Origin of the sequence: Ruegeria sp. ANG-S4 (genome assembly GCF_000814005.1) — a bacterium.
In the GTDB taxonomy this organism is placed as follows: Bacteria; Pseudomonadota; Alphaproteobacteria; order Rhodobacterales; family Rhodobacteraceae; genus Ruegeria.
This window is the reverse complement of record NZ_JWLK01000001.1, coordinates 329,624-353,041: the sequence shown is the minus strand read 5'-3', so window position 1 is coordinate 353,041 and position 23,418 is coordinate 329,624. Positions and strand designations below refer to the sequence as shown.

Here is a 23,418-nt window from a genome sequence, read left to right as displayed (position 1 = left end):
CATGGTTCGCCTGATCTTTGCCCTATGTCTGTTGTGCCTGCCCGCCCAAGCGGCCCAGGAACAGGTCGTGTTGGGCTTAAGTCAGGACAGGGTCTCGATCACCGCCAATTTCGACGGCTCGGAAATCCTGATATTCGGGGCGGTGAAACGCGAGGCCCCGATCCCCGAAGGCCCGCCACTGGAAGTTATCGTGTCCGTTGTCGGCCCGTCCGAGCCCGTGATCGTGCGGCGCAAAGAGCGAAAGTTCGGCATCTGGGTAAACTCCGACAGTATCGAGGTTGATCTGGCCCCAAGCTTTTACGCCGTCGCAACCAGTGCGCCGTTCGACGACGTTCTTTCCAGAACCGAAGACCTGAGGCACCGTGTCTCAATCGAACGTGCCATTCGGTCTGTGGGGGCGGATATGGACGTTCAGGGCGCTCAGGAATTCGCAGCGGCCGTGATCCGAATTCGCGAGCATGAAGGATTGTATTCCATCCGCGAAAACACCGTCGCCGTGGACGAGCAAACTTTGTTCCGCACTTCAATCGAAATGCCTGCCGACCTGACCGAAGGCGACTATCAAGCGCGTATTTTCCTGACGCGCGGAGGCCGTGTCGTTTCCAAGTTCGAAACGGCAATCGACGTCCGCAAAGTCGGGTTGGAACGGTTCCTTTACAACATGTCCCGCCAGCAACCCGTATGGTACGGGCTGATGTCCTTGGTCATTGCGATTGCTGCCGGGTGGGGCGCGTCGACCGCTTTCCGCCTGTTGCGCGAGAAGTAATCTCAACCCCGTCCGATGTAAGCCATCGTGGTCGCCATCACGGTCATGAACTGTACGTTGGATTCCGGCGGAAGTGACGCCATGTGCAAAACGGATCTTGCTGCATCTTCGACCGGCATGGTGGCATCTGGCGTGCGGCCTTCAGCCTCGGCGGCTTTGACCAGCTCTTGTACCATCGGTGTTCGGGCATTTCCGATGTCGATCTGTCCGCATGCGATCCCCAACTCTCGACCGTCCAGCGACAAGCTGCGTGTCAGCCCGGTGATGGCATGTTTGGTCGCCGTATAGTGCACCGAGTTCGGACGCGGCACGTAGGCCGCGATCGAGCCGTTGTTGATGATGCGCCCACCTTGCGGCGTTTGGTTGCGCATTATTCTGAACGCTTCCCGCGCGCACAGGAACATGCCGTTCAGATTGACGTTTACTGTCTGAAACCAGGACTCCAACGCAATCTCATCAATCGTGCCGCCCGGCGCAAAGATACCGGCATTGTTGAACAGGACATCCAGCCGGTCGACCTCGTTCAAAAAAGATCGAAATGCACGCGCTACGGCGATCGGGTCGGTGACATCCGCGACCATCGGTATTGCATTCTGGTGCTGCGCGGCCATTTCCTTGAGCGTCTCTGCGCTGCGGGCCAGCAAACCAACTGTCCACCCTTCTGCCAAAAACAGCTCGGCTGTCGATCGGCCAATACCCGAACTGGCACCGGTAACGATTATGGTTTTCATGACTCTTCTGCCTCCAATGTCAAAGATGCGGCTGGAATTGCCCGCAGATCATCAACACGCAGCGGGTGTGACGGCTTGGACAAGCGGTTGCGAACGACCCAAATCAACCGCTCCTGCGCGCGGGTGATGGCCACATACGCCAGCCGTTTCCACAGGGGCTGCCCGGCTTCGGTTCTTCCCATCCGGGCTGCGGCGTAGATGTCGGGCGCGAAGACCTGAACCGTTTCCCATTGCGAGCCCTGAGCCTTGTGAATGGTAACCGCCGCGCCGTGCAAAAAGGTTGCACCCATTCTGGCGGCGTACGGGATGAATGGCTCTTCCTCATCGGGCTTTTCGATTTGCACAATCGAGGCGGCGCTGACCTGCGGATCTTCGGCGCCCATCACATGCAGACGCGAAAACCCGGGCTTGCGACCGGGGCCGAGATAGATCACCTGCGCGCCCTTGATCAAACCGCGTGCTTCAAGGTCCAGACGCTTTTTGCGGTGCTTCAGTGGCAGTTCGATACCGTCGCAGATCAGCGGCTCGCCTTCCAGCAACTCGGTCTCGGGCGCACCGTGTACGTTACGAAACGCCTGAATCAAACGAATGCGCGTCGCGTTGCGCCAAACCAGAACCGGGCTGCGGGCCATGAGGTCAACCTCAACCCGTTGCCCCCAGACAACCCGGTCATCCTGTCGCGCCGTGTTTTCGACCAGCCGCTCGAAATCTTCGAACCCCATGTCAGGGTCCGCCAACGCATGCGCAAGGTCCAAAATCGGGTTATCGGCAGTTTGCCGATGTACCCTGTGCAACGTCAGCTTGCGCGGTTCCGGCAGGCCATCAAACACCATCGAGCCGGACTGGTTGACCGGTGCCAACTGCGCAGGGTCGCCGAAAAGCAGCAACGTTGGAAAAATCTCCTGCAGATCCCCGAATTGTCGGTCGTCCAGCATCGACGCCTCGTCGACAAAACCGATATCCAAAGGCTCGTCCCGTCTTTTCCAACCGGTGATAAAGTCCGATCCGCGTAGACCCGCCGCAGCCAGAGCACCGGGAATTGATTTGTTGTTGGTGTAGAACGCAAAGGCGCGATCCAGCGCCTCGTCGGTCAAGCCTTCGATCTCCGGGCGTTCGTCGTTTCCCGCCAACCACTCTGCGATGCGCTCATATTCGGGGTCATAGACCGGGGTGTAGAGGATGCGGTGAATTGTCGTTGCGGGCACGCCTCGCAGGCGCAATACGCTGGCGGCTTTGTTCGTCGGAGCCAGGATTGCAAGGCTGCGTTTGTCCCTTGATTTGCGACTTTCAAAATCGCCTGAAATCAGGTTGACACCCGCTTCAGCCAAAGCCTTGTAGAGTTCCGCCAAGAGAAGCGTCTTGCCCGACCCGGCCTTACCAATGACCGCCATGACGCCAGACTTTCCGTTGCCCGGAAGCTTTAGTAACGCGTCGTCTTCAAGGTCCACCCCGGCCGAGCGCAACATCTCGGCAATACTGTCGAACGCGGCGGCCTGATCTTCGGAATAGGTGACTTGGGGCAAGGACATGGCGCGACCCTACAGGCACGCGCCAGTATCGACCAGATACGGAATGCGATTTTCGAGCTGCTATGCGGACAGCGCAAACCGGTGCTGTGCCACGTTTCCAAATGCGGTTTTGAACCACAGGCGTGACAGGTCACGCGGGATACCGGCACGTTTGGCAACGCGGTCGCAATCGTCCGGAGAATAGGGCCACAATCCCACTGAAATCTGGTCCCGGCCCTTGCCTTGCGATCCAAGAACGATCGGGGAAGACCCGATCAGTCGATAGATCCTGATCATCCGTGCGTCGAACACACCTGCGATATGCGATAGGCCGAACCCCTCCATCATCTCGCCGCCGCTCAACATGATGGCCCCTGCGGTGTGTGGGCTTGCAGTGCGTGACAGGCAAAAGCGGGTGACTTCCCAGATCAACGGGCTGCAGATTGGCAGGCCGCTGTTCAGATGCCCAAAGACTTCGTTCACCATAACCGGTCCCGTCGTCGGCATAACCCGCATTGATCCGCCGTGACTGCCATCTTGCTCTTCCCAGATGACATAGAGCGGGTTCATCGTGTCGTACTGATCCCGCTCCTCGCCGTTCACATCAACCGCAACATCCCATCCCAACCGGGTTTTGAATTGATCCGCGCGGTCCCGAAACATGCCTTCGGCCAAAGCCGGAAACCGATGTAACTCATCGGCATACAGATAACGCAACATGACGTATTCCCCTTGTCGTCCATGACTGGAACAAAGGGAGTACGTACACGTGGTTAACGTTGGGTATGTGCAACGCGCGGTGGTTAAACGACTATTAAACCTCTGCTGAGCGCGGTCGCAATTGCATGAGTCGTGTTTTGCGCGCCCAGTTTTGCCCGAGCACTTTCAATGTAGGCGCGCAACGTGTGCTCTGAAATTGAAAGGGTATGCGCCACTTGGGCACGACTGTGCCCCAGAGCCAGCAAAGTCATGGCATCGATTTCGCGCGGGGACAGCGCCCGCTGGATTTCGGGTTGCCGTTCACGGGCAAATTCCAATGCCTTTCTGTTCAAGTAATGGGCAATCACGATAAGATCGCGGCTGTAGGTCGCAATAAAGCGCTGCCAGTGGTCATCTTCGCAAGTGTGGTTAATGGTCAACAACGCGAATTGACCGATGGGTCCACGCAATGGGATGGAATACCCCTGATTTCCGACACCGTGTTCGCGGGCATCGCGCAGAAAGGCACGAACGGACTTGCCCGACCAATCCAGCTGTTTCCAATCAACCGGATGAAACCGTTGAAAACAGCCCAGGATCACCGGATCAATTCTATGGTAGTTTCTTTCGCGATATTGTTCGTCCCACGCATCCGAGTATGTCGTAAAACCATACTGGTCGCCGGCACCATCCACCCAATGATAGGTTATGTGATCCAGTCCCAGATCGTCGCGCATCCGGACCGCAACATCGGCAAGCTCGTCAAGCGTGCTGGTGTTTTCCAAATCCTCCGGGACCTGGCTTAAATCGAACTTTGTTCCCATGCGCGGGCGCTCGTGCCTCATCCTGCATGGACGCAATCTCGGCCGCTGCGATCAGGCGGGTATCATCCAACTGCTCGGCCAGCGCGTTCATCCCGTTCGCCACCGCAAAGGCGTTGAGGTCCGACAGAACGTCCAGTATCCACTCATTTTTCGCCATTGATGGTGTCCCCGAAATAGTTAACGAAGGGTTAACACAACCATAGCATGTGCGGGATATTCCGGCATACTCACTGCTTTCTACTCCCCCAAAATAGCGGGATCGGAAAAAATAAACCCTTGAAAACAACACACCCGCAAAGCGAGCTACGCTTTGCGGGTGCAAAAATCTGCCGTAGGCAAGGTCAGCCGCGCGCGGCCAGCACCTCTTCAAGTGTGCGCATTCCCGTGTTAGGCGCCTGAACCAGAACCGACATGTTACCGGGCTTGTGTTCGTTGCGCATCATTTTCATATGCGCCTCTGGCAAGTCGTCCCATGCGAACACTTCGGACATGCAGGGATCCAGACGACGTTCGATCATCAGTTGGTTGGCAGCCGATGCTTGTTTCAGGTGCGCAAAGTGCGATCCCTGCAGGCGCTTCTGGTGCATCCACATGTAGCGGACATCGAACGTCAGATTGTATCCAGTGGTCCCGGCGCAAATCACAACCATACCGCCTTTTTTTACGACAAAAGTCGACACGGGAAAGGTGCTTTCGCCGGGATGCTCAAACACCATGTCAACATTTACGCCTTTGCCGGTGATGTCCCAGATCGCCTTGCCGAACTTGCGGGCCTCTTTGAACCATTCGGCATATTCCGGTGTGTTAACTGTCGGAAGTTGACCCCAGCAATTGAAGTCTTTGCGGTTGATAACGCCCTTGGCACCCAGATTCATGACAAAGTCGCGCTTGCTTTCATCCGAGATCACGCCAATTGCGTTTGCGCCTGCGGTATTGATCAACTGGATGGCATATGAGCCCAAGCCGCCCGAAGCACCCCAAACCAGAACGTTCTGACCCGGTTTCAAGTCGTGCGGCTCGTGCCCGAACAACATGCGGTAGGCCGTGGCCAGGGTCAAAGTGTAGCATGCACTTTCTTCCCAGGTCAGGTGCCGGGGGCGCGGCATCAGCTGCTGGGCCTGAACGTTGGTGAACTGCGCAAAGGATCCATCGGGTGTTTCATAACCCCAGATGCGTTGGCTGTCCGAATACATCGGATCACCGCCGTTGCAGGCTTCGTCATCTCCGTCATCCTGGTTGCAGTGTATCACGACCTCGTCGCCCACTTTCCAGCGGCGCACTTTGTCGCCAACCGCCCAGACGATGCCCGACGCATCGGAACCCGCGATATGAAAGGGTTGTCCATGACCGTCAAACGGGCTGATGGGCTTGCCCAAAGAGGCCCATACGCCGTTGTAATTGACGCCAGCCGCCATAACCAGAACCAGCACTTCGTGGCTGTCCAGTTTCGGAACATCCACGACTTCCAACTGCATGGCCGTATTCGGCTCGCCGTGACGTTCCTTGCGGATCGCCCACGCATACATTTGTTTCGGGACATATCCCATCGGAGGGATTTCACCCATCTCGTAGAGGTCTTTCTCCGGCGCCTCGTATGACGCGATACCACTTTCGGTGTCCAAAGCCATGCTGGCCTCCATTTGCTGACAGTCTTGCCGCGATGCAGAATCGCGGCCTCAAGGATGGAATATTGTTGGCCAAGCAATAATGCAACCATTTTCGGATCAAATTTGTAACTTTATGACCCCGCAGGTGCAGAAACATCTTTTGCGTGCGCAGCATCCTGTGGCACATTTTGCGCCGAGCAAGATGCGGCATAGTACGTCAGAAGGTCCGAGCGCTCACCCGTCGGTGCAAGGGTGCCATTGTCACGTTTTAGCAGACGGCGGTCGACAAGTTGATCGATTGCATCCCGAATTGCGGGTTCGGCATCCTCGCCCAGTTCAGGCCGTGCCCGGTCCAATAATCGCGCCCTCAAATCCGCTTCAGAAATCGACCCGTCCTGCTGGATGATGCGGCACGCCTCGGGCAACGGGGCAAAGGGAATCGCGCCAGCAATGCGTTGCATCAGTTCGCGCGCCAAATCGGTTGTCAGGTCCCGGCTGTGATCCTGGCGGAATGCACGCAAGGAAATGGGTGAGGCATATCGAACCGAGGCAAGGCCAAACCGCTTGTACCGACCAATCAAACGGAGCCAGATTTGCCTAAGCGTCCAGCGCGTCACCACACCAATCCGCGCCCGAAAGCGCCTGTCGGTGTCCTGCGCAGCCGCTGTCAGAATTGTGTCTTCCAGAACCCGGTCATAATTCAAAGCGACCGGTACAAACACGACGTCCCGATCGCCCGCTTCGGCTCCGTCGATAATGTATTTGAGCAAACCCAACTTCGGGCGCCCAAGCTTGCCCGTCAGGCTCAACCCGCCTTCGGGGAACATGGCTTGCGTTACGCCTGCTTCCGTGGCGTGCCGCACGTAGCTTGCCAATACCTGGCGATACAGATCGTTGCCGGATTTACGACGAATGAAATAGGCGCCCATCGCACGGATCAACCGGCTTAGTGGCCAGACCCGGGCCCACTCACCCACTGCGTAAGACAAGGCTGATCGGCTTGCGGCTAGGTAAGTCACCAAGACATAGTCCATATTGCTGCGGTGGTTCATGACGAACACAACCGTCGCATCCGGATCAATTTCGTTGATTGCCGCTTCGTCCTCGTATCCGAGCCGGACCGTGTAGAAAGAGTTGCTCAGCAACCGGGCCATGCGAATGGCAAAGCTGAAATAAGCGAACGCGGAGAACGAAGGCACGATCTCACGCGCATAGCGTCGCGCAGTTTCCGATGCGACGGCTTCGGGAATGTGTTCCTCTTTGGCGAACTGTTGCGCGGCCTTACTGACCTGAGGATCATATGTCAGGCGCTGAATCATGTCGTGTCGCCCGGCCAGTTTGAACGGCTGTATCGGACGCTGCAGACGCTTGTTCAGCCGCGCAACAGCGCGTTCGAGGCGACGACGAAAGAACCAGCGCACCGAAGGAAACAAGAAATGCGAGGCGAAAGTGATCGCGGCGAACACCACGATCAGCACAAAAAGCCACAGCGGAATTTCCACACTCTGCGTCATGCGCGCACAGTGCCACTAATCCGCGTCCGTCACAATCTGAAGAAACCGCACGATGCCGCGACGCAGCGAATTGACATATCCCAAAAATTGCGCTTTAGAACCTTGGTACGTAATTTTGTTGCTCATTGACTTGCGGGAAGTGCACCATGACGCAGACGCAGAAAGATCGCCCCTGGCTTATTCGCACCTATGCCGGTCACTCGACCGCGCAGGCGTCAAACGCGCTTTACCGCAGCAATCTGGCAAAAGGTCAGACGGGGCTTTCTGTCGCATTCGACCTGCCAACGCAGACTGGATACGACAGCGACCACACGCTGGCGCGTGGCGAGGTTGGCAAGGTCGGCGTCCCGGTCTGTCATCTGGGTGATATGCGGGTCTTGTTCGATCAAATCCCGCTGGAACAAATGAACACCTCGATGACCATCAACGCCACGGCGCCCTGGCTGTTGGCGCTTTATATCGCGGTGGCCGAAGAACAGGGCGCGGATGTGTCGAAATTGCAGGGCACGGTTCAGAACGATCTGATCAAGGAATATCTCAGCCGCGGCACCTATGTCTGCCCTCCCAAACCATCGCTTAAGATGATCGCGGATGTGGCTGAGTACTGCTATACCAATGTGCCCAAATGGAACCCCATGAACGTGTGTTCCTATCACCTGCAAGAGGCAGGTGCGACACCCGAGCAAGAACTGGCCTATGCTTTGGCCACCGCGATCGCCGTGCTGGACGAGTTGCGCCCGAGGGTTCCAGCCGAAGATTTCCCGGCGCTCTGCGGGCGAATTTCGTTCTTTGTGAACGCCGGTATCCGTTTTGTTACGGAAATGTGCAAAATGCGGGCCTTCGTCGATTTGTGGGACGAGATTCTGCAGGACCGCTATGGCGTCGAGGATCCGAAGTTCCGCCGGTTCCGGTATGGTGTGCAGGTCAACTCTTTGGGATTGACCGAGCAGCAGCCTGAAAACAACGTCTACCGCATCCTGATTGAAATGCTGGCCGTGACGTTGTCGAAGAAGGCCCGCGCGCGCGCGGTACAACTTCCTGCATGGAACGAGGCTTTGGGCTTGCCGCGTCCGTGGGACCAACAGTGGTCGATGCGGATGCAGCAGATTCTGGCATACGAGACCGATTTGCTTGAATTTGAGGACCTGTTTGACGGAAACCCCGCCGTCGACAAAAAAGTCGAAGAACTCAAGGCTGGTGCACGCGCAGAACTGGCGAATCTGGACTCAATGGGTGGCGCGGTTGCATCGATCGAGTACATGAAATCTCGGCTGGTGGATTCAAATGCCGAGCGGCTGAACCGGATCGAACGCAACGAAACCGTTGTGGTTGGGGTCAACAAGTGGACACAGGGCGAACCATCACCCTTGCAGACCGAAGATGGCGGCATCATGGTTGTCGACCCTGCGGTCGAGCAGGAACAAATTTCGCGGCTGAACGAATGGCGGTCTGAACGCGACGCAAGTGCCGTCGCCCGCGCATTGGCAGCCCTGCGGAATGCGGCCCAAACAGGGGCCAACGTGATGGAGCCGTCGATCGCAGCAGCAAAGGCTGGTGTAACCACCGGAGAATGGGCCGAAGAAATGCGCAAAGCGTTCGGGACATATCGTGGTCCGACCGGTGTGTCCGGCTCCGTTTCCAACAAAACCGAGGGTTTGGAAGACCTGCGCGCCGCGGTGGACGCGGTCAGTGACAAGCTGGGCCGCCGCCTGAAATTCCTGGTCGGCAAACCCGGATTGGACGGCCATTCGAATGGGGCAGAACAGATCGCGTTCCGCGCGCGCGACTGCGGAATGGACATCAGCTATGAGGGCATTCGCCTGACGCCCGAAGAAATTGTCACCGCAGCCGCAGAAGACGATGCCCATGTTATCGGTCTATCCATTTTGTCTGGCAGCCATCTGCCTTTGGTCAAGGACGTGATGGCACGTCTGAAACAGGCTGGTTTGGGCCATATCCCGGTCGTCGTGGGCGGCATCATCCCGGACGAGGACGCCGAACAGTTGATTTTGATGGGCGTGGCGAAAGTTTATACGCCAAAGAACTTTGAACTGAACGCAATCATGGGCGATATCGTGACGCTGGTTGATCCCCAGACGCTGGCAGCGCAATAGTCAAAAAACCGCCGCTGAGCTTTTTCAATTCTAATTCCCCCTTGAAAGGGATAGAGAACTCAGGCGAATTAGCTTTTGTCTAAACATAACAGCTTTGGGGCAACCCACATAGCGGAGGGGAATGATGGGGATCAATCTGGAAAAAATGTCGCGCAAAGAATTAATAGAGCTTGGCGCACAAGTCGAAAAAGCAATCAAGAACGCCGAAACCCGTGAGAGAAAAGAGGCCTTGAAAGCCGCCGAAAAAGCCGCGGCGGAATTTGGTTTTTCGTTGGCAGAACTATCGACGGTTTCGTCCCAGTCGACGAAAGGGACAAAGGCAAAAGCAAAGTATCGCAATCCGGCGGATCATTCGCAAACATGGACGGGTCGTGGTCGAAAACCGCAATGGATACATGACGCTTTGAAAGCCGGTGCTGATATCTCGGACCTCGAAGTCTGACTGGCCCGGGTTAACAATGACAATTCACATAGGCGCTGAAAAAGGCGAAATAGCAGAAACTGTTTTATTGCCGGGTGATCCCTATCGCGCGAAATGGGCAGCGGAAACGTTTCTTGATGACGTGCGGCAAATTAACGATGTGCGCGGCATGCTTGGATTTACCGGAACCTGGAATGGCAATCCGGTAACTATTCAAGGCAGTGGAATGGGTATGCCATCCCTGTCCATCTACGCCAATGAATTAATTCGCGATTACGGTACCAAAACGCTGATCCGTATTGGTTCGTGCGGAGCAATGCAGGAAAACGTCAAGGTTCGGGATGTGATTTTGGCGATGACGTCGACAACGCTCAGCACGCCGTCGCGCGGCATCATGAAAGAGTTGAATTTTGCACCCTGCGCCGATTGGGACCTATTGGAGGCTGCGGTGAGGGCCGCGAAAGCCAAGGGGACACCAGCGCATGTGGGCGGAATATACTCTTCGGATGTCTTTTATGACGAACGTCCCGACCTGAACGAGCAAATGACGCGCCACGGTATTCTGGGCGTCGAGATGGAAGCTGCCGAGCTCTATATCCTTGCTGCGCGCCATAAATGCCGCGCCTTGGCTGTTTTGACTGTGTCGGATCACCTTCTGACCGGTGACGCCCTTCCAGCGTCCGAGCGTGAACGCAGCTTTGGCGATATGGTGGAAATCGCGCTGCAAGCGGCCTTTCCAGGCGACGCATAAAACAGGCGCCACATGGCCCCGCTGACCTAAGGCTGGTTTCGCAAACAGGTTGTCGGGGCCTCTGCGCCTTCTTGTCGGGCTCCGCAATACGCACAAATCCATGCGTCTTCGCTGCGGTGCTGCCGCCATCGGCAATCCCTCGTCAAAGACGAGGTTCGCGATCGCCAAAGAAAATAGGCGAAAACGCCTGCAGCCAAAATCAAAAGAAGAATGGGCATCCTTATGAATTGCCCATTCTCCGTCCGAGTTCAAGCATCAGGCGACGCCCGACTTTGGCAACGGGCTGGCAATGCGTTGCCAAGCAGGACGTCTGAAAACCGATTACGCGGCCATGCAGGCGTTTGCTCTGGCAGCCTGTGCTTCGGTGATGTTGTCTCCGGGCACAAAAACCTCGGTTTGCTTGCCGTTTTTCAGTTCATACTGCGTGGTAAAGGAGCCATTGATCCCAGCTTGTTGGGCGCACTCAACCTGCTTAAAGACAAGATCTGCCCGATTGCTGCTCGAACCGCCGCAGGCCGAAAGACACGCAAGCGCGGCGATGGACAGAACTTTGATTGTTGTCTGAGTCATTGGTCTTCTCCGAATTCTCTATGCCCGCAGCACACGAAAAAACCCGGGACATTTCCATCCCGGGTTTCAAACTTTTTGCAACTGTGATCAAACCGCGCGATCAACCATCATCTTTTTGATTTCGGCGATCGCCTTGGCCGGGTTCAGACCCTTTGGACAGGTCTTGGCGCAGTTCATGATTGTATGGCAGCGATACAGTTTGAACGGGTCTTCAAGCTCATCCAGACGTTCACCCGTAGCCTCATCCCGGCTGTCGATGATCCAGCGATAGGCGTGCAGTAGCGCTGCGGGGCCAAGGTAACGATCGCCGTTCCACCAGTAAGACGGGCACGAGGTCGAGCAACTGGCGCACATCACGCATTCATAAAGACCGTCCAGTTTCTTGCGGTCTTCGATCGACTGCTTCCACTCTTTCGCCGGGCGGTTGGTCTTGGTTTCCAGCCACGGCATGATCGAAGCGTGCTGCGCATAGAAATGAGTCAGGTCCGGGATCAGGTCCTTGACCACCGGCATATGGGGCAGCGGATAGATCTTCACATCACCTTTGATCTCATCCATGCCATAGATGCAGGCCAGCGTGTTGATCCCGTCGATATTCATTGCACAGGACCCACAGATACCTTCGCGGCACGATCGACGGAACGTCAAGGTCGGATCAATCTCGTTCTTGATCTTGATCAGAGCGTCCAAAACCATCGGGCCGCAAGTATCCATATCGACGAAATACGTGTCGACGCGCGGGTTCTGGCCATCATCCGGGTTCCAACGGTAGATCTGGAACTTGCGCACATTCGTCGCGCCTTCGGGCTTTGGCCACGTTTTTCCGGTGGTAATCCGGGAATTCTTGGGGAGGGTCAGTTGTACCATAAGTTCCTCTCCTTAGAACGTCCGCGCCTTGGGCGCGATTCTCTTCAGGCTGATGCCGCCTTCGTCTTCGGTCGTCAGCGGATCGACGATAACCGGACGATAGCTGAGTTCCACAGTGTTGCCATCAACCCTTGAAACGGTGTGAACGCGCCAGTTTTCATCGTCGCGCTCGGTGAAGTCTTCATGCGCGTGCGCACCACGGGATTCCTTGCGCGCTTCGGCACCGACAATCGTGGCCAGCGCACTTGGCATAAGGTTGGTCAGTTCCAGCGACTCCATCAGATCGCTGTTCCACACAAGGCTGCGATCCGAAACTTTGAGGTCGTCCATCTTGGCGGCAATTGCCGTCATCTTTTCGACGCCTTCCGCCATCGTCTTAGCCGTCCGGAACACGGCCGCGTCTTCTTGCATGGTGCGCTGCATCTCAAGCCGCAGATCGGCGGTCGGGATGGCCCCACTGGCGTTGCGCACAGCGTCAAAGCGGTCAAACGCCTTGTCGACCGAGGCTTGGTTCAGCACCGGGTTCGGCGCGTCCGCGTCCACCACCTTACCGGCACGGATTGCAGCCGCACGGCCAAAGACCACAAGGTCAATCAGGGAGTTTGAGCCCAAACGGTTGGCCCCATGAACCGAAGCGCAACCCGCCTCACCCACGGCCATCAGGCCGGGCACAACCGCGGTCGGGTTCTCTGCCGTGGGGTTGAGGACCTCTCCCCAATAGTTCGTCGGGATACCGCCCATATTGTAGTGAACCGTTGGCAGAACCGGGATCGGTTCTTTCGTCACATCCACACCGGCAAACACGCGGGCGGATTCGGAAATTCCCGGAAGGCGTTCGGCCAGCGCGTCAGCGGGCAAATGGCTGAGGTTCAGGTGAATATGATCCCCGTCATCCCCATGCCCGCGCCCTTCGCGGATTTCCATGGTCATCGAGCGCGAGACATAGTCGCGTGGCGCAAGGTCCTTGTACTGGGGCGCGTAACGCTCCATGAACCGTTCGCCTTCCGCGTTGGTCAGATACCCCCCCTCGCCGCGCGCACCTTCGGTGATCAGGCAGCCCGAGCCATAGATGCCGGTCGGGTGGAATTGCACGAACTCCATATCCTGCAGGGCAAGTCCCGCACGTGCCACCATGCCACCGCCATCTCCGGTGCAGGTATGCGCCGAGGTTGCGCTGAAATAAGCACGACCATAGCCACCGGTTGCCAGCACCACCATCTTGGCGTTGAACACATGCATGGTGCCGTCGTCCAGCTTCCAGCAGACGACACCCTGGCACTGCCCGTCCTCGGACATGATCAGATCAATCGCGAAATATTCGATGTAGAATTCGGCGTTGTTCTTCAGCGACTGACCGTAGAGTGTGTGCAGGATCGCGTGGCCGGTCCGGTCGGCGGCGGCACAGGTCCGTTGTACCGCGGGGCCTTCACCAAACTCAGTTGTATGGCCACCAAAGGGGCGCTGATAAATCTTGCCTTCTTCCGTGCGGCTGAACGGCACGCCATAGTGCTCAAGCTCGTAAACCGCTTTCGGGGCTTCGCGCGCGAGGTATTCCATCGCATCCGTGTCGCCCAACCAGTCCGAGCCCTTGACAGTGTCATACATATGCCACTGCCAATGATCGGGGCCCATGTTCGACAGCGATGCGGCAATCCCGCCTTGCGCGGCGACCGTGTGCGAACGCGTTGGAAAAACCTTGGTCACACAGGCGGTGCGTAACCCCTGTTCGGCCATACCCAAAGTCGCGCGCAGACCTGCGCCACCGGCGCCAACCACCACCACATCGTATTCGTGGGTTTCGTATTCATATGCAGTCATCGTGAAAAATCCTTACCGCGCGATTCACAGGGCGAGCTTGACGAGGGCAAACAAACCCGCGGCTATCAATGTATAGCCAAAGGCGGCCACAGCCATCAGGCTCAGCTTTTCTGCGACACCGTGAACATAGTCCTCAATGGCCACCTGCGTCTCGCGCACAAGGTGAATGATGACGACAACCAGCGTTAGTCCGGTGATGATCGCCGGGAACGGCCTGCTGTAGTAAGCCAGAACTTCCTCGTAAGTCCCGCCAAGTCCCGCAGCAAAGGTGAAGACGAAAAGCGGAACCAAAAACACCAAGGCGGTCGAACTTGCCATCATCTGCCAGTGATGATGCGTGCCTTGCCCCCCGGCGCCTGTTCCCTGCGCACGCTTACGGTCTGTCAGGTAGTTTTGCATGGCCATTCTCCTTAAACCGCAAGAGCTGTCACGAAGGCGAGGATGGTTGCCAGAACGAACATGCCGATACCCAGCTTTTCAGAAATCCCGACATCCACGCAGTAGCCCAGATCCCAGATCACATGCCGCAACCGACCCAGCATGTGATAAAAGATCGCCCACGCCGCCAGGAACATGACCAGATCACCCAGCCAGCTTCTCATAAGCCCGTCGATGAAGTTGAATGCATTCTCGGACGTAGCCGCAGCCAGCAGCCACCAAACGACGAAGAAAGAGACAGCCAGCGCGGCAATTCCGGTAATCCGCACCATGATCGAAGAAATCGACGTCATCTGCGGACGATAAATCGTGAGGTGAGGTGAAAGAGGGCGATTGCCCCGATTTACATCGGCCATGTTGGCTCCTTTTCGGTTGGCTACCGATGGTTTTACCGTTTTTTGCAAGTCTGTCACGTGCTGCGGGTGCAAAAAACACCCATTTTTGCGGAAAAGACCTGATAATTTTGATATGTGATCACACAAAATGTTACCGTGATCACAAATCATATACACTCGCTGCAATGTTAGCGTTTTCAATGGCAAAGCATTGTGATCACGAATCTGGAACAAGCGTTATTCCATCACGGCTGTTTGCTGCGTCACTTCGCGCAACAGCTTTTTTCTAATTCGCTCGGGGTAGTCTTCGAATCCGGCGGCCGAGACTACAAATGCGCCTTCGCCGACGATGACGTTCTCGAAAAAGTAGGCGGTCAGGTCCGGCTCGCTTTCCTCTATGGCGATGGCATTCACGGTGACACCGCTGTCGCGCAGTCGGGGATGGAGCGCGGCGGGTTCCACCCCTTCATTGGAAATCCCATCACCTGAAAGGTCGATCAGGTGGCGTTTGCAGTCGGTCACACTGTCAAAATGGGCAATCGTCATCTCCAGCGCCTCGCCAATCGCCGTTGAAAAGTTGCGCCAGACGCGTTGGTCGGCTGCGACCTGTTCAGCGAAGTTTTCCAACGCGATGAAGCTGTCGATCCGGGTCCATGGAATCGTGACCCGCTGGCGCGAGCTGCCGGTCCACTGCAACAGCATCAGCTGGGCCTGCCCTCGCACCAAAGCCTCGGACACCACCGGGTCGCGCAGCCCGGCCGCGAGGCCGTCCATCTGTATGCGATATTCGTCGGAATCGACGGAACCCGAGACGTCCACGGCCAAGGCTAGGGCCAGATCGCAGGCATGAGCCTGCGCGGCCAGACACAAGCTGGCAATGAACGCGCGCAACATCATCATGGCCCAAAGGTAACACGGATTTTTGCGACCGCGATCACTTCAATGTCAGTGAAGACACGCCGCCGCTACATCGGCATCAGGGCCCAGTAATCAAGGTCCAACAGAACGTTGGGCACGTACTTGCCATCGTCGTCGCGCAGGGCAAAGGGCTCACCGCCCTTTGTGGCCACCAGCCTCAGGCGAAGGGCGCCGACGCCGGGAGTTCCGGTTTCGGCCTTGTCCTGAACCTCGGACCAAGCCTTGATCGTATCACCTGCGAAACAGGGGTTGGCGTGTGCGCCGCCGTTCAGGCCAACGATCATCTGCGCGTTTGCCAGACCGTTGAACGACAAGGCCCGCGCCATCGAGATCACATGGCCGCCATAGATCAGCCGACCCTCGGGGCGGAAGGTCAGGTCGAAATGCACTTTGGCGGTGTTCTGCCACAGACGGGTGGCCAGCATGTGCTCGGCCTCTTCCACGGTCACGCCGTCGACGTGATCAATCGTTTCTTTCGTGTTGTACGCATCCCAGCGGTGATTTTCGCCGGATTGTACAAAATCATATTTGGTGAAATCGAGACCCTCGGGCACCACGAGATCGCTAGCATCGAGCGCCTGCTTCAGTTCGGGCACAACCGTCTCGGGCGCGGGGGCATCAAGGTTCGATTTGCGCACCATCACCCAGCGCACATATTCGATCACCACTTCGTCGCGCTGATTCAGTCCGCGCGTGCGGACCCAGACGACCCCGGTTTTGCCATTCGAGTTCTGCTTGAGGCCGATGACCTCGGATTCCGCGCGCAGCGTATCGCCGGGATAAACCGGTCTCAGCCATCGTCCTTCGGCATAGCCCAGATTGGCAACCGCATTCAGCGAAATATCCGGGACCGTTTTGCCAAAGACGACGTGGAACGCAGCCAGATCATCAATCGGACTTTGCGGCAATCCGCAGTTCCGGGCGAATTCATCCGAGGAATAGAGCGCATGTCGTGCTGGGTAGAGCGCGTGGTACAGCGCGCGTTCGCCTTCCGTGACGGTACGCGGGACGGCGTGGTGCAGGACCTGCCCGATTGAATAGTCTTCGAAAAAGTTGCCTGGATTGGTTTTGGCCATCACTGCTGTCCCAGTTTCATTTCGGGAGTGTAGTCGGCCTCAACCGTTTTGGTCACAGCCTGTGCGCACCTCATGACATTCTGGGACGGGTCGAACGCATAGGAGGGAGAGCCATGAAGCTCCCATCCCTTGGCGATCGCCTCGGACACCTTATGACAAAAGGCAGATGTGTCTTCCTCTGTCAGCAGGCGGTAAAGAAGTGCCATTGTCGTTGCTCCTCACTAGGGAAAGGGTGACGGGCCGACCAGCCCGTGAATATAGGCGATGATGCCCAGCAATATGATCGACGCGACAAAGAACATGGCGTCCTTGCCATAGGTTCCGGGTTCGCCGGGGCTCCAGTCAGGTTCAGATGTGTTGATCACGACAACCTCGACCAGCGCCCAGGACAGCAGTCCGCCAAACAGAACGATCGAGGCCAGATCCCCGTTCACCAGAAGGTGGGCGAAGGCCCACAGCATGAACCCGCTCAACATCGGGTGGCGATACCGGTTGAGCAAGCGACCCTTGGTGCCTGCGGGGCTCATCATGAAAATGCCGATCAGCACCAGCGTGTGATTGATGTGGAACAAAAACGGAGGTGGTGCCCAAACATAGATGAAATCGGTCATGCGATAGCCGAAAATCATCAACAGGATTGCGATGACGAGCGCAAGGGCGACCACGCCTTTGCCCGCATCGCCCATCGCAGCCCGCTGCGCCGGCATCGCTCGTTTGAAAAGATGCGCCGCCCACCACAGAGCGACCCCAAGGATCAGAAGGCCGAAACCCATTGCTAGCTACCCCGCTTGCAAGTCTAAAATCGCCTCCGCTTTTGCCAGAATTTCACGCGCAGTTTCAACGTGCAGATTTTCAACGATCTTGCCGTCCACCACGGCGACACCCTGACCCTGCGCCTTGACTTCCTGAAACGCCTGAATCTGGCGGCGTGCGAGGTCGATTTCACTCTCGGTTGGGGCAAAGGCCGTATTGGCCACGTCAACCTGCGCCGGGTGGATCAGGGTTTTTCCATCAAATCCCATATCGCGGCCTTGTTCGCATTCGGCGGCCAGACCTTCGGCATCTTTGAAGGCGTTGTATACGCCATCGACGATGACAATCCCTTCGGCCTTGGCGGCCAGCAGGCAAAGACCAAGCGAGGTCATCAACGGCAGGCGATCCGGGCGAAAGCGAGTTTGAAGCTCTTTGGCGAGGTCGTTGGTGCCCATGACAAACCCGGCCGTCAGCGGATGCGCGGCAATCTCGGCGGCGTTCAGCATTCCGCGCGGGGTCTCCATCATCGCCCAGATCGGCAGGTCACCGGTGATTTTGGCGAGTTCATCCACGTCAGAGGCCGCGTTCACCTTGGGCAGCAAAACAACATCCGCATCCATGTTGCGCACGGCTTCGGCATCAGCGCGGCCCCATTCGGTGTCCAGCCCATTGATGCGAACAATTTTGACACGCGCGCCATAACCGCCAACGGCCAAAGCGGCCTTGAGTGTTTCGCGGGCGTTGTCTTTTTCATCGGCGGAAACGGCATCTTCCAGATCAAAGATGATGGCGTCCACCGGCAAGTTGCGGGCCTTTTCCAGCGCCCGGTCACGCGAGCCGGGAATGTACAGAACAGAGCGATAGGGGCGCTGACGGGGATCCATTGGCCTCTCCCTTTGAAAGAATGTTGCGCGGAATGGGGCATTTTTTGTCGGAAAGTTCAAGAACAAAATCGCCGCAGCGCAGCATTCCCGCCCGTTGACGCAACGTGCGGTGCCTTAACGCGATTTCGGTCCGCGCACCGCACCCTGCTTGACGAAGGGAATCGAAAGGGTGAGGCATGAAGAGGATGTTCCTGAACATGACAATTGGGCTGGGTATCTTGGCGATCGCTGCGCAGCAGGTCTGGGCGCAAAACTGCGCACCACGTAAAGCTGTCGTAGAGCGGCTGTCCGAAACCTATGGCGAAACCCGCCGGGGCATCGGGATTGCACGTCAGGGGGCAGTGATGGAGGTTTATGCCTCGGACCGAACCGGCAGTTGGACAATCACGGTGACGCTGCCCGATGGGATGACCTGCCTGATCGCCTCAGGCCGGTCTTTTGAGGTTTTGGCCGAGACATTGCCGCCGAACATCTAAACCAGCGCATCCCAGATCAGCTTGCTCCCCGTCAAGGTCAGCAGAACATAGGCGATGCCAAAAAACACGCGTTCGGACAGCATGAAATGGGCCCGAACGCCAAGCCATGCACCGAGGATTGCAAAGGGCGTCAGCAACAGATCAGCGAGCGCTGTGTGCCATGTGAAGAGGCCAAGAAAGGCGTAGGGGATGAACTTTGCGATGTTGATGACCCAGAAGACCAATACGGTTGTGGCCTGAAACTGGGTCTTCGACAGGCGTTGTGACAGAAGGTATACGGCGGCGGGTGGGCCGCCTGCATGGCTGACGAAGCTGGTGAAACCCGCGACCAATCCGGCGAACAAACCCGCGTAGGCTGGTAAACGATGGGCAAAGCCGCGCACCCAGCCCTTTGTCTGGGCGACGTGCCAGATCACAAATCCGATCGAGATCCCGCCGATCAGCAGGCGCAGCAGGTCATCATCGGTTGCGCGATAAAGCCACGTGCCCAGCGCAACACCCGGCACCGCGCCAAGCATGAGCAGGCGGGCATCCGGCCAGCTCCAGCGTTTCCAGTAGGGGCCAAGCGTGGCAACATCGATCACCATCAGGATCGGCAGCATCAGCGCCAGTGCCTGCCCGGGCGTCAGGATCAGCGCCAGAATCGACGAGGATGCAAAGGCCACGCCCGAGCCGAACCCGCCTTTCGAGATGCCCGCAAAGATCACCGCAGGGATCGCTACGGCAAAAAACATCAGGTTCATTTCGAACATGGGGCGTTCCGGAAATTGGCATGATTCATAAGCGGTTTAGCGCAATCGGTGCGGGCTGTGCAAACGGTATGCGGTGGCATGCCGCGCCGCAGAAGGCTTGCGCGACGTCGCATTTGCGACTAGCACAACCGCGATTTAAATCCCATCGGAGATATTCCAAATGGCCAGACCCAAGATCGCGCTGATCGGCGCAGGTCAGATCGGCGGCACGCTCGCCCACCTCGCAGCAATGAAAGAACTTGGTGACGTCGTGCTGTTCGACATCGCCGAAGGCACCCCGGAAGGCAAGGCGCTGGATATCGCCGAGTCTGGTCCCTCGGAAGGGTTCGACGCCAAGCTGAAAGGCACCCAGTCTTACGAGGACATCGCCGGCGCGGACGTCTGCATCGTCACCGCAGGTGTGCCGCGCAAACCGGGCATGAGCCGCGACGACCTGCTGGGCATCAACCTAAAGGTCATGAAATCGGTCGGCGAAGGCATCGGCGCCCACGCGCCGGATGCATTTGTCATCTGCATCACCAACCCGCTGGACGCGATGGTCTGGGCGTTGCGCGAATTCTCGGGCCTGCCGCACAACAAGGTCTGCGGCATGGCGGGCGTTCTGGACTCGGGCCGGTTCGCCCATTTCCTGTCGGAAGAGTTCAACGTCTCGATGCGCGACGTGACCGCCTTTGTTCTGGGCGGCCATGGCGACACGATGGTGCCCTCGGTGCGCTATTCGACCGTTGCCGGTATCCCGCTGCCCGATCTGGTTGAAATGGGCTGGACCACGCAGGAAAAACTGGACGCCATCGTCCAGCGCACCCGTGACGGCGGTGCCGAGATCGTGGGTCTGCTGAAAACCGGTTCAGCCTTTTACGCGCCTGCCACCTCGGCGATCGAAATGGCCGAAGCCTACCTCAAGGACCAGAAACGCGTTCTGCCCTGCGCCGCCTATTGCGACGGCGAACTGGGCGTAGAAGGCATGTATGTGGGTGTCCCCACCGTGATCGGTGCAGGCGGTATCGAGCGGATCGTCGACATCAAGCTCAACGAAGAAGAGCAGGCCGGGTTCGACAATTCGGTCAACGCCGTGAAGGGTCTGATCGAGGCCTGCAAAGGGATCGACAGTTCGCTGGCGTAAACCCCCGCAATCAAGAATTCAGAGCCGGCCCTTTGATGGGCCGGTTTTCGTTTGAGCCGCGCAAAGGGGCTCAGAGATGTTGGCGCAAACGCCGCAAATCTCATACATGAAAGCAATTTCCCTGCACAATCTCATGTAATCGAATCAAGCTCGCAAGCCTCGTCCCGTTTGTGATCACACCCCAAAAACCCGTGATCACAAATGTCGAAAATCTTCGACAATTTCCCGTGACACGTCAAAAAACTCTTTAAATTTGGCCCTTAGACACGCCTATAACGGTTTAATCATAGTCAGACGGGACAATTTCGATGAATATTCACGAATACCAGGCCAAAGCGCTTTTGCGCAGCTATGGCGCTCCGGTCTCCGATGGTCGCGCCGTGTTGCGGGCCGAGGAAGCCAAAACCGCAGCCGGTGAATTGGATGGCCCCTTGTGGGTGGTCAAAGCGCAGATCCACGCAGGTGGTCGCGGCAAGGGTTCATTCAAAGAGGTCGATGCCGGGGAAAAAGGCGGTGTCCGTCTGACCAAATCGGTCGAAGAAGCAGCTGAGGAAGCCAAGAAGATGCTGGGCCGCACGCTGGTCACGCATCAGACCGGCCCTGCGGGCAAGCAGGTCAACCGTATCTATATCGAAGCCGGGTCGGGGATCGAACGCGAGCTTTATCTGGCCCTGCTCGTGGATCGGCAAACCAGCCGCATCTCGTTCGTCTGCTCAACTGAAGGCGGCATGGACATCGAAGAAGTCGCTGCCGAGACGCCCGAGAAAATCCTGTCCTTCTCGGTGGACCCTGTGACTGGATACCAACCGTATCATGGCCGCCGCATCGCGTTCTCGCTGGGTCTGGAAGGCGCGCAGGTCAAGCAGTGCGTGCGCCTGATGGGCATCCTCTACAAGGCCTTCGTCGAGAAGGACATGGAGATGCTGGAGATCAACCCGCTGATCGTGGCCGAAGGTGGCGACCTCAAGGTGCTGGACGCCAAGCTTGGGTTCGACAGCAACGCGGTTTACCGCCATCCGGATATCGCCGAGCTGCGCGACACGACCGAGGAAGACCCCAAGGAACTGGAAGCCTCGAAATACGACCTGAACTATATCGCGCTGGATGGCGAGATCGGTTGCATGGTGAACGGCGCCGGTCTGGCGATGGCGACGATGGACATCATCAAGCTGTATGGGGCCGAGCCTGCCAACTTCCTTGACGTGGGCGGTGGTGCCACCAAAGAGAAAGTGACCGAAGCGTTCAAGATCATCACCTCGGACCCGAACGTCAAAGGCATTCTGGTCAACATCTTCGGCGGCATCATGCGCTGTGACGTCATCGCCGAGGGCGTTGTCGCCGCGGTGAAAGAGGTCGGCCTGCAGGTTCCGCTGGTCGTGCGTCTGGAAGGCACGAATGTCGAGAAAGGCAAAGAGATCATCAACACCTCTGGCCTGGACGTGATCGCGGCGGACAACCTGAAGGACGGTGCCGAGAAGATCGTGAAGGCGGTTAAAGGCTGATTGTCATCCCGTAGGGTGGGCTTCAGCCTACCTTTCCCAAGATTTTGGCGGGCTCAAGCCCGCCCTACAAAGGAGAACGCCAGATGGCAGTCCTCATCGACGAAAATACCAAAGTGATCTGTCAGGGCTTTACCGGCTCGCAGGGCACGTTCCACTCTGAGCAGGCCATCGCCTATGGCACCAAGATGGTCGGCGGCGTGACCCCCGGCAAAGGCGGGATGGAGCATCTGGGCCTGCCCGTGTTCAACTCGGTCCACGAAGCCAAGCATGTGACCGAAGCCAACGCCTCGGTGATCTATGTTCCGCCGCCCTTTGCAGCGGACTCGATCCTCGAAGCGATTGATGCCGAGATGGAGGTGATCGTCTGCATCACCGAGGGCATCCCGGTTCTGGACATGATGAAGGTCAAGCGTGCGCTTGAGGGTTCAAAGTCCACCCTGATCGGCCCAAACTGCCCCGGTGTCATCACGCCGGACGCCTGCAAGATCGGCATCATGCCCGGCCATATCCACAAGCGCGGCTCGGTCGGTGTTGTGTCGCGTTCGGGTACGCTGACCTACGAGGCCGTCAAGCAGACCACCGATGTGGGTCTGGGCCAGTCCACTTGTGTGGGCATTGGCGGCGACCCGATCAAGGGCACCGAGCATATCGACGTGCTGGAGTGGTTCATGGCCGATGACGAGACCCACTCGATCATCATGATCGGTGAGATCGGGGGTTCGGCCGAGGAAGAAGCCGCGCAGTTCCTCGCGGATGAGGCCAAGAAGGGCCGCAAAAAGCCGACCGCCGGTTTCATTGCAGGCCGCACAGCCCCTCCGGGCCGCCGCATGGGCCACGCGGGCGCGATTGTCGCCGGGGGCAAAGGCGGTGCCGAGGACAAGATCGAAGCCATGCGCTCGGCCGGTATCGTCGTGGCCGAAAGCCCGGCGCAGCTGGGTGAGGCTGTGTTGGAAGCGATTGGTTGATAGGAA

The 23,418-nt window shown here is 57.6% G+C and carries 26 protein-coding genes; 8 read left to right on the top strand and 18 right to left on the bottom strand.

Annotated elements, in window-relative coordinates; all coding sequences use genetic code 11:
- Window position 1: 1 nt before the first annotated feature.
- Window positions 2-766: a TIGR02186 family protein gene (locus RA28_RS01860; RefSeq protein ID WP_039523116.1), complete on the top strand. Its 765-nt coding sequence runs from the start codon at window positions 2-4 to the stop codon at window positions 764-766.
- A gap of 2 nt (window positions 767-768) precedes the next feature.
- Here the strand turns inward: RA28_RS01860 and RA28_RS01855 are convergent, their stop codons facing one another.
- The 7 genes from RA28_RS01855 to RA28_RS01825 form a co-directional block, all read right to left on the bottom strand.
- Window positions 769-1,497 (bottom strand): SDR family oxidoreductase, encoded by a 729-nt coding sequence (locus RA28_RS01855; protein WP_039523115.1) that lies wholly within the window; start codon window positions 1,495-1,497, stop codon window positions 769-771.
- Window positions 1,494-3,026 (bottom strand): ATP-dependent DNA helicase, encoded by a 1,533-nt coding sequence (locus RA28_RS01850; RefSeq protein WP_039523113.1) that lies wholly within the window; start codon window positions 3,024-3,026, stop codon window positions 1,494-1,496. Before RA28_RS01850 ends, RA28_RS01855 begins: the two co-directional genes overlap by 4 nt.
- 60 nt (window positions 3,027-3,086) lie before the next feature.
- Entirely contained in the window at window positions 3,087-3,725 is a 639-nt protein-coding gene (locus RA28_RS01845; RefSeq protein WP_039523111.1) for an acyl-homoserine-lactone synthase, read from the bottom strand.
- Between the two features lie 83 nt (window positions 3,726-3,808).
- The gene (locus RA28_RS01840) at window positions 3,809-4,528 is read right to left on the bottom strand and encodes a helix-turn-helix transcriptional regulator (protein ID WP_039523110.1); all 720 of its coding nucleotides are present in this window, start codon (window positions 4,526-4,528) and stop codon (window positions 3,809-3,811) included.
- A complete protein-coding gene (locus tag RA28_RS22610) occupies window positions 4,467-4,685 on the bottom strand; it encodes a hypothetical protein (protein WP_039523109.1) in 219 nt (72 codons plus the stop codon). The genes RA28_RS01840 and RA28_RS22610 overlap by 62 nt, the downstream gene beginning before the upstream one ends.
- A 184-nt stretch (window positions 4,686-4,869) precedes the next feature.
- Entirely contained in the window at window positions 4,870-6,156 is a 1,287-nt protein-coding gene (ccrA, locus tag RA28_RS01830) for a crotonyl-CoA carboxylase/reductase (RefSeq protein WP_039525524.1), read from the bottom strand.
- 110 nt (window positions 6,157-6,266) lie between these two features.
- Window positions 6,267-7,649: a 1-acyl-sn-glycerol-3-phosphate acyltransferase gene (locus RA28_RS01825; RefSeq protein WP_039523108.1), complete on the bottom strand. Its 1,383-nt coding sequence runs from the start codon at window positions 7,647-7,649 to the stop codon at window positions 6,267-6,269.
- Between the two features lie 146 nt (window positions 7,650-7,795).
- Here RA28_RS01825 and RA28_RS01820 point away from each other — a divergent pair, with 146 nt between their 5' ends.
- From RA28_RS01820 to deoD, 3 genes are all read left to right on the top strand, one after another.
- Window positions 7,796-9,763: a protein meaA gene (locus tag RA28_RS01820; RefSeq protein ID WP_039523107.1), complete on the top strand. Its 1,968-nt coding sequence runs from the start codon at window positions 7,796-7,798 to the stop codon at window positions 9,761-9,763.
- A gap of 124 nt (window positions 9,764-9,887) precedes the next feature.
- Window positions 9,888-10,205 (top strand): H-NS histone family protein, encoded by a 318-nt coding sequence (locus tag RA28_RS01815; protein WP_039525521.1) that lies wholly within the window; start codon window positions 9,888-9,890, stop codon window positions 10,203-10,205.
- Between the two features lie 16 nt (window positions 10,206-10,221).
- Entirely contained in the window at window positions 10,222-10,935 is a 714-nt protein-coding gene (gene deoD / locus RA28_RS01810) for a purine-nucleoside phosphorylase (RefSeq protein WP_039523106.1), read from the top strand.
- 321 nt (window positions 10,936-11,256) lie between these two features.
- On the opposite strand, the gene RA28_RS01805 is transcribed toward deoD, so the two are convergent.
- The 10 genes from RA28_RS01805 to RA28_RS01760 all read right to left on the bottom strand — a co-directional run bounded on the left by RA28_RS01805 (window position 11,257) and on the right by RA28_RS01760 (window position 18,594).
- A complete protein-coding gene (locus RA28_RS01805) occupies window positions 11,257-11,505 on the bottom strand; it encodes a hypothetical protein (protein ID WP_039523104.1) in 249 nt (82 codons plus the stop codon).
- Between the two features lie 87 nt (window positions 11,506-11,592).
- Window positions 11,593-12,372 (bottom strand): succinate dehydrogenase iron-sulfur subunit, encoded by a 780-nt coding sequence (locus RA28_RS01800; protein WP_039523103.1) that lies wholly within the window; start codon window positions 12,370-12,372, stop codon window positions 11,593-11,595.
- A gap of 12 nt (window positions 12,373-12,384) precedes the next feature.
- Complete coding sequence (sdhA, locus tag RA28_RS01795) at window positions 12,385-14,190, bottom strand: succinate dehydrogenase flavoprotein subunit (protein WP_039523100.1); 1,806 nt, start codon at window positions 14,188-14,190, stop codon at window positions 12,385-12,387.
- A 24-nt stretch (window positions 14,191-14,214) separates the two neighbouring features.
- Window positions 14,215-14,589: a succinate dehydrogenase, hydrophobic membrane anchor protein gene (sdhD, locus tag RA28_RS01790; protein ID WP_039525518.1), complete on the bottom strand. Its 375-nt coding sequence runs from the start codon at window positions 14,587-14,589 to the stop codon at window positions 14,215-14,217.
- Window positions 14,590-14,600: 11 nt separating this feature from the next.
- Entirely contained in the window at window positions 14,601-14,984 is a 384-nt protein-coding gene (gene sdhC, locus RA28_RS01785; protein ID WP_039525516.1) for a succinate dehydrogenase, cytochrome b556 subunit, read from the bottom strand.
- Between the two features lie 216 nt (window positions 14,985-15,200).
- Window positions 15,201-15,863, bottom strand: a complete 663-nt coding sequence (locus RA28_RS01780) for a DUF1194 domain-containing protein (protein WP_039523098.1) — start codon at window positions 15,861-15,863, stop codon at window positions 15,201-15,203.
- A 65-nt stretch (window positions 15,864-15,928) separates the two neighbouring features.
- Entirely contained in the window at window positions 15,929-16,957 is a 1,029-nt protein-coding gene (locus RA28_RS01775) for a MaoC family dehydratase (RefSeq protein WP_039523096.1), read from the bottom strand.
- Window positions 16,957-17,163 carry a DUF1737 domain-containing protein gene (locus RA28_RS01770; RefSeq protein ID WP_039523095.1) on the bottom strand — a complete coding sequence of 69 codons (207 nt, stop codon included), beginning with the start codon at window positions 17,161-17,163 and terminating at the stop codon, window positions 16,957-16,959. The genes RA28_RS01775 and RA28_RS01770 overlap by 1 nt, the downstream gene beginning before the upstream one ends.
- A gap of 15 nt (window positions 17,164-17,178) precedes the next feature.
- Window positions 17,179-17,730, bottom strand: a complete 552-nt coding sequence (locus RA28_RS01765; RefSeq protein WP_039523094.1) for an NnrU family protein — start codon at window positions 17,728-17,730, stop codon at window positions 17,179-17,181.
- A 6-nt stretch (window positions 17,731-17,736) separates the two neighbouring features.
- Window positions 17,737-18,594, bottom strand: coding sequence for an HpcH/HpaI aldolase/citrate lyase family protein (locus RA28_RS01760; RefSeq protein ID WP_039523092.1), 858 nt, complete (start codon window positions 18,592-18,594; stop codon window positions 17,737-17,739).
- A 176-nt stretch (window positions 18,595-18,770) separates the two neighbouring features.
- Here RA28_RS01760 and RA28_RS01755 point away from each other — a divergent pair, with 176 nt between their 5' ends.
- Window positions 18,771-19,070 carry a hypothetical protein gene (locus tag RA28_RS01755; protein WP_039523090.1) on the top strand — a complete coding sequence of 100 codons (300 nt, stop codon included), beginning with the start codon at window positions 18,771-18,773 and terminating at the stop codon, window positions 19,068-19,070.
- On the opposite strand, the gene RA28_RS01750 is transcribed toward RA28_RS01755, so the two are convergent.
- Complete coding sequence (locus RA28_RS01750) at window positions 19,067-19,822, bottom strand: sulfite exporter TauE/SafE family protein (RefSeq protein ID WP_039523088.1); 756 nt, start codon at window positions 19,820-19,822, stop codon at window positions 19,067-19,069. The genes RA28_RS01755 and RA28_RS01750 overlap by 4 nt on opposite strands.
- Before the next feature lie 160 nt (window positions 19,823-19,982).
- On the opposite strand from RA28_RS01750, the gene mdh reads away from it, so the two are divergent.
- The 3 genes from mdh (at window position 19,983) to sucD (ending at window position 23,412) form a co-directional block, all read left to right on the top strand.
- Window positions 19,983-20,945, top strand: coding sequence for a malate dehydrogenase (mdh, locus tag RA28_RS01745; RefSeq protein WP_039523085.1), 963 nt, complete (start codon window positions 19,983-19,985; stop codon window positions 20,943-20,945).
- 308 nt (window positions 20,946-21,253) lie between these two features.
- On the top strand, window positions 21,254-22,447 hold the full coding sequence (sucC, locus tag RA28_RS01740) for an ADP-forming succinate--CoA ligase subunit beta (protein ID WP_039523082.1): 1,194 nt from the start codon (window positions 21,254-21,256) through the stop codon (window positions 22,445-22,447).
- A gap of 83 nt (window positions 22,448-22,530) precedes the next feature.
- Entirely contained in the window at window positions 22,531-23,412 is an 882-nt protein-coding gene (gene sucD, locus RA28_RS01735) for a succinate--CoA ligase subunit alpha (RefSeq protein WP_039523079.1), read from the top strand.
- Window positions 23,413-23,418 lie beyond the last annotated feature (6 nt).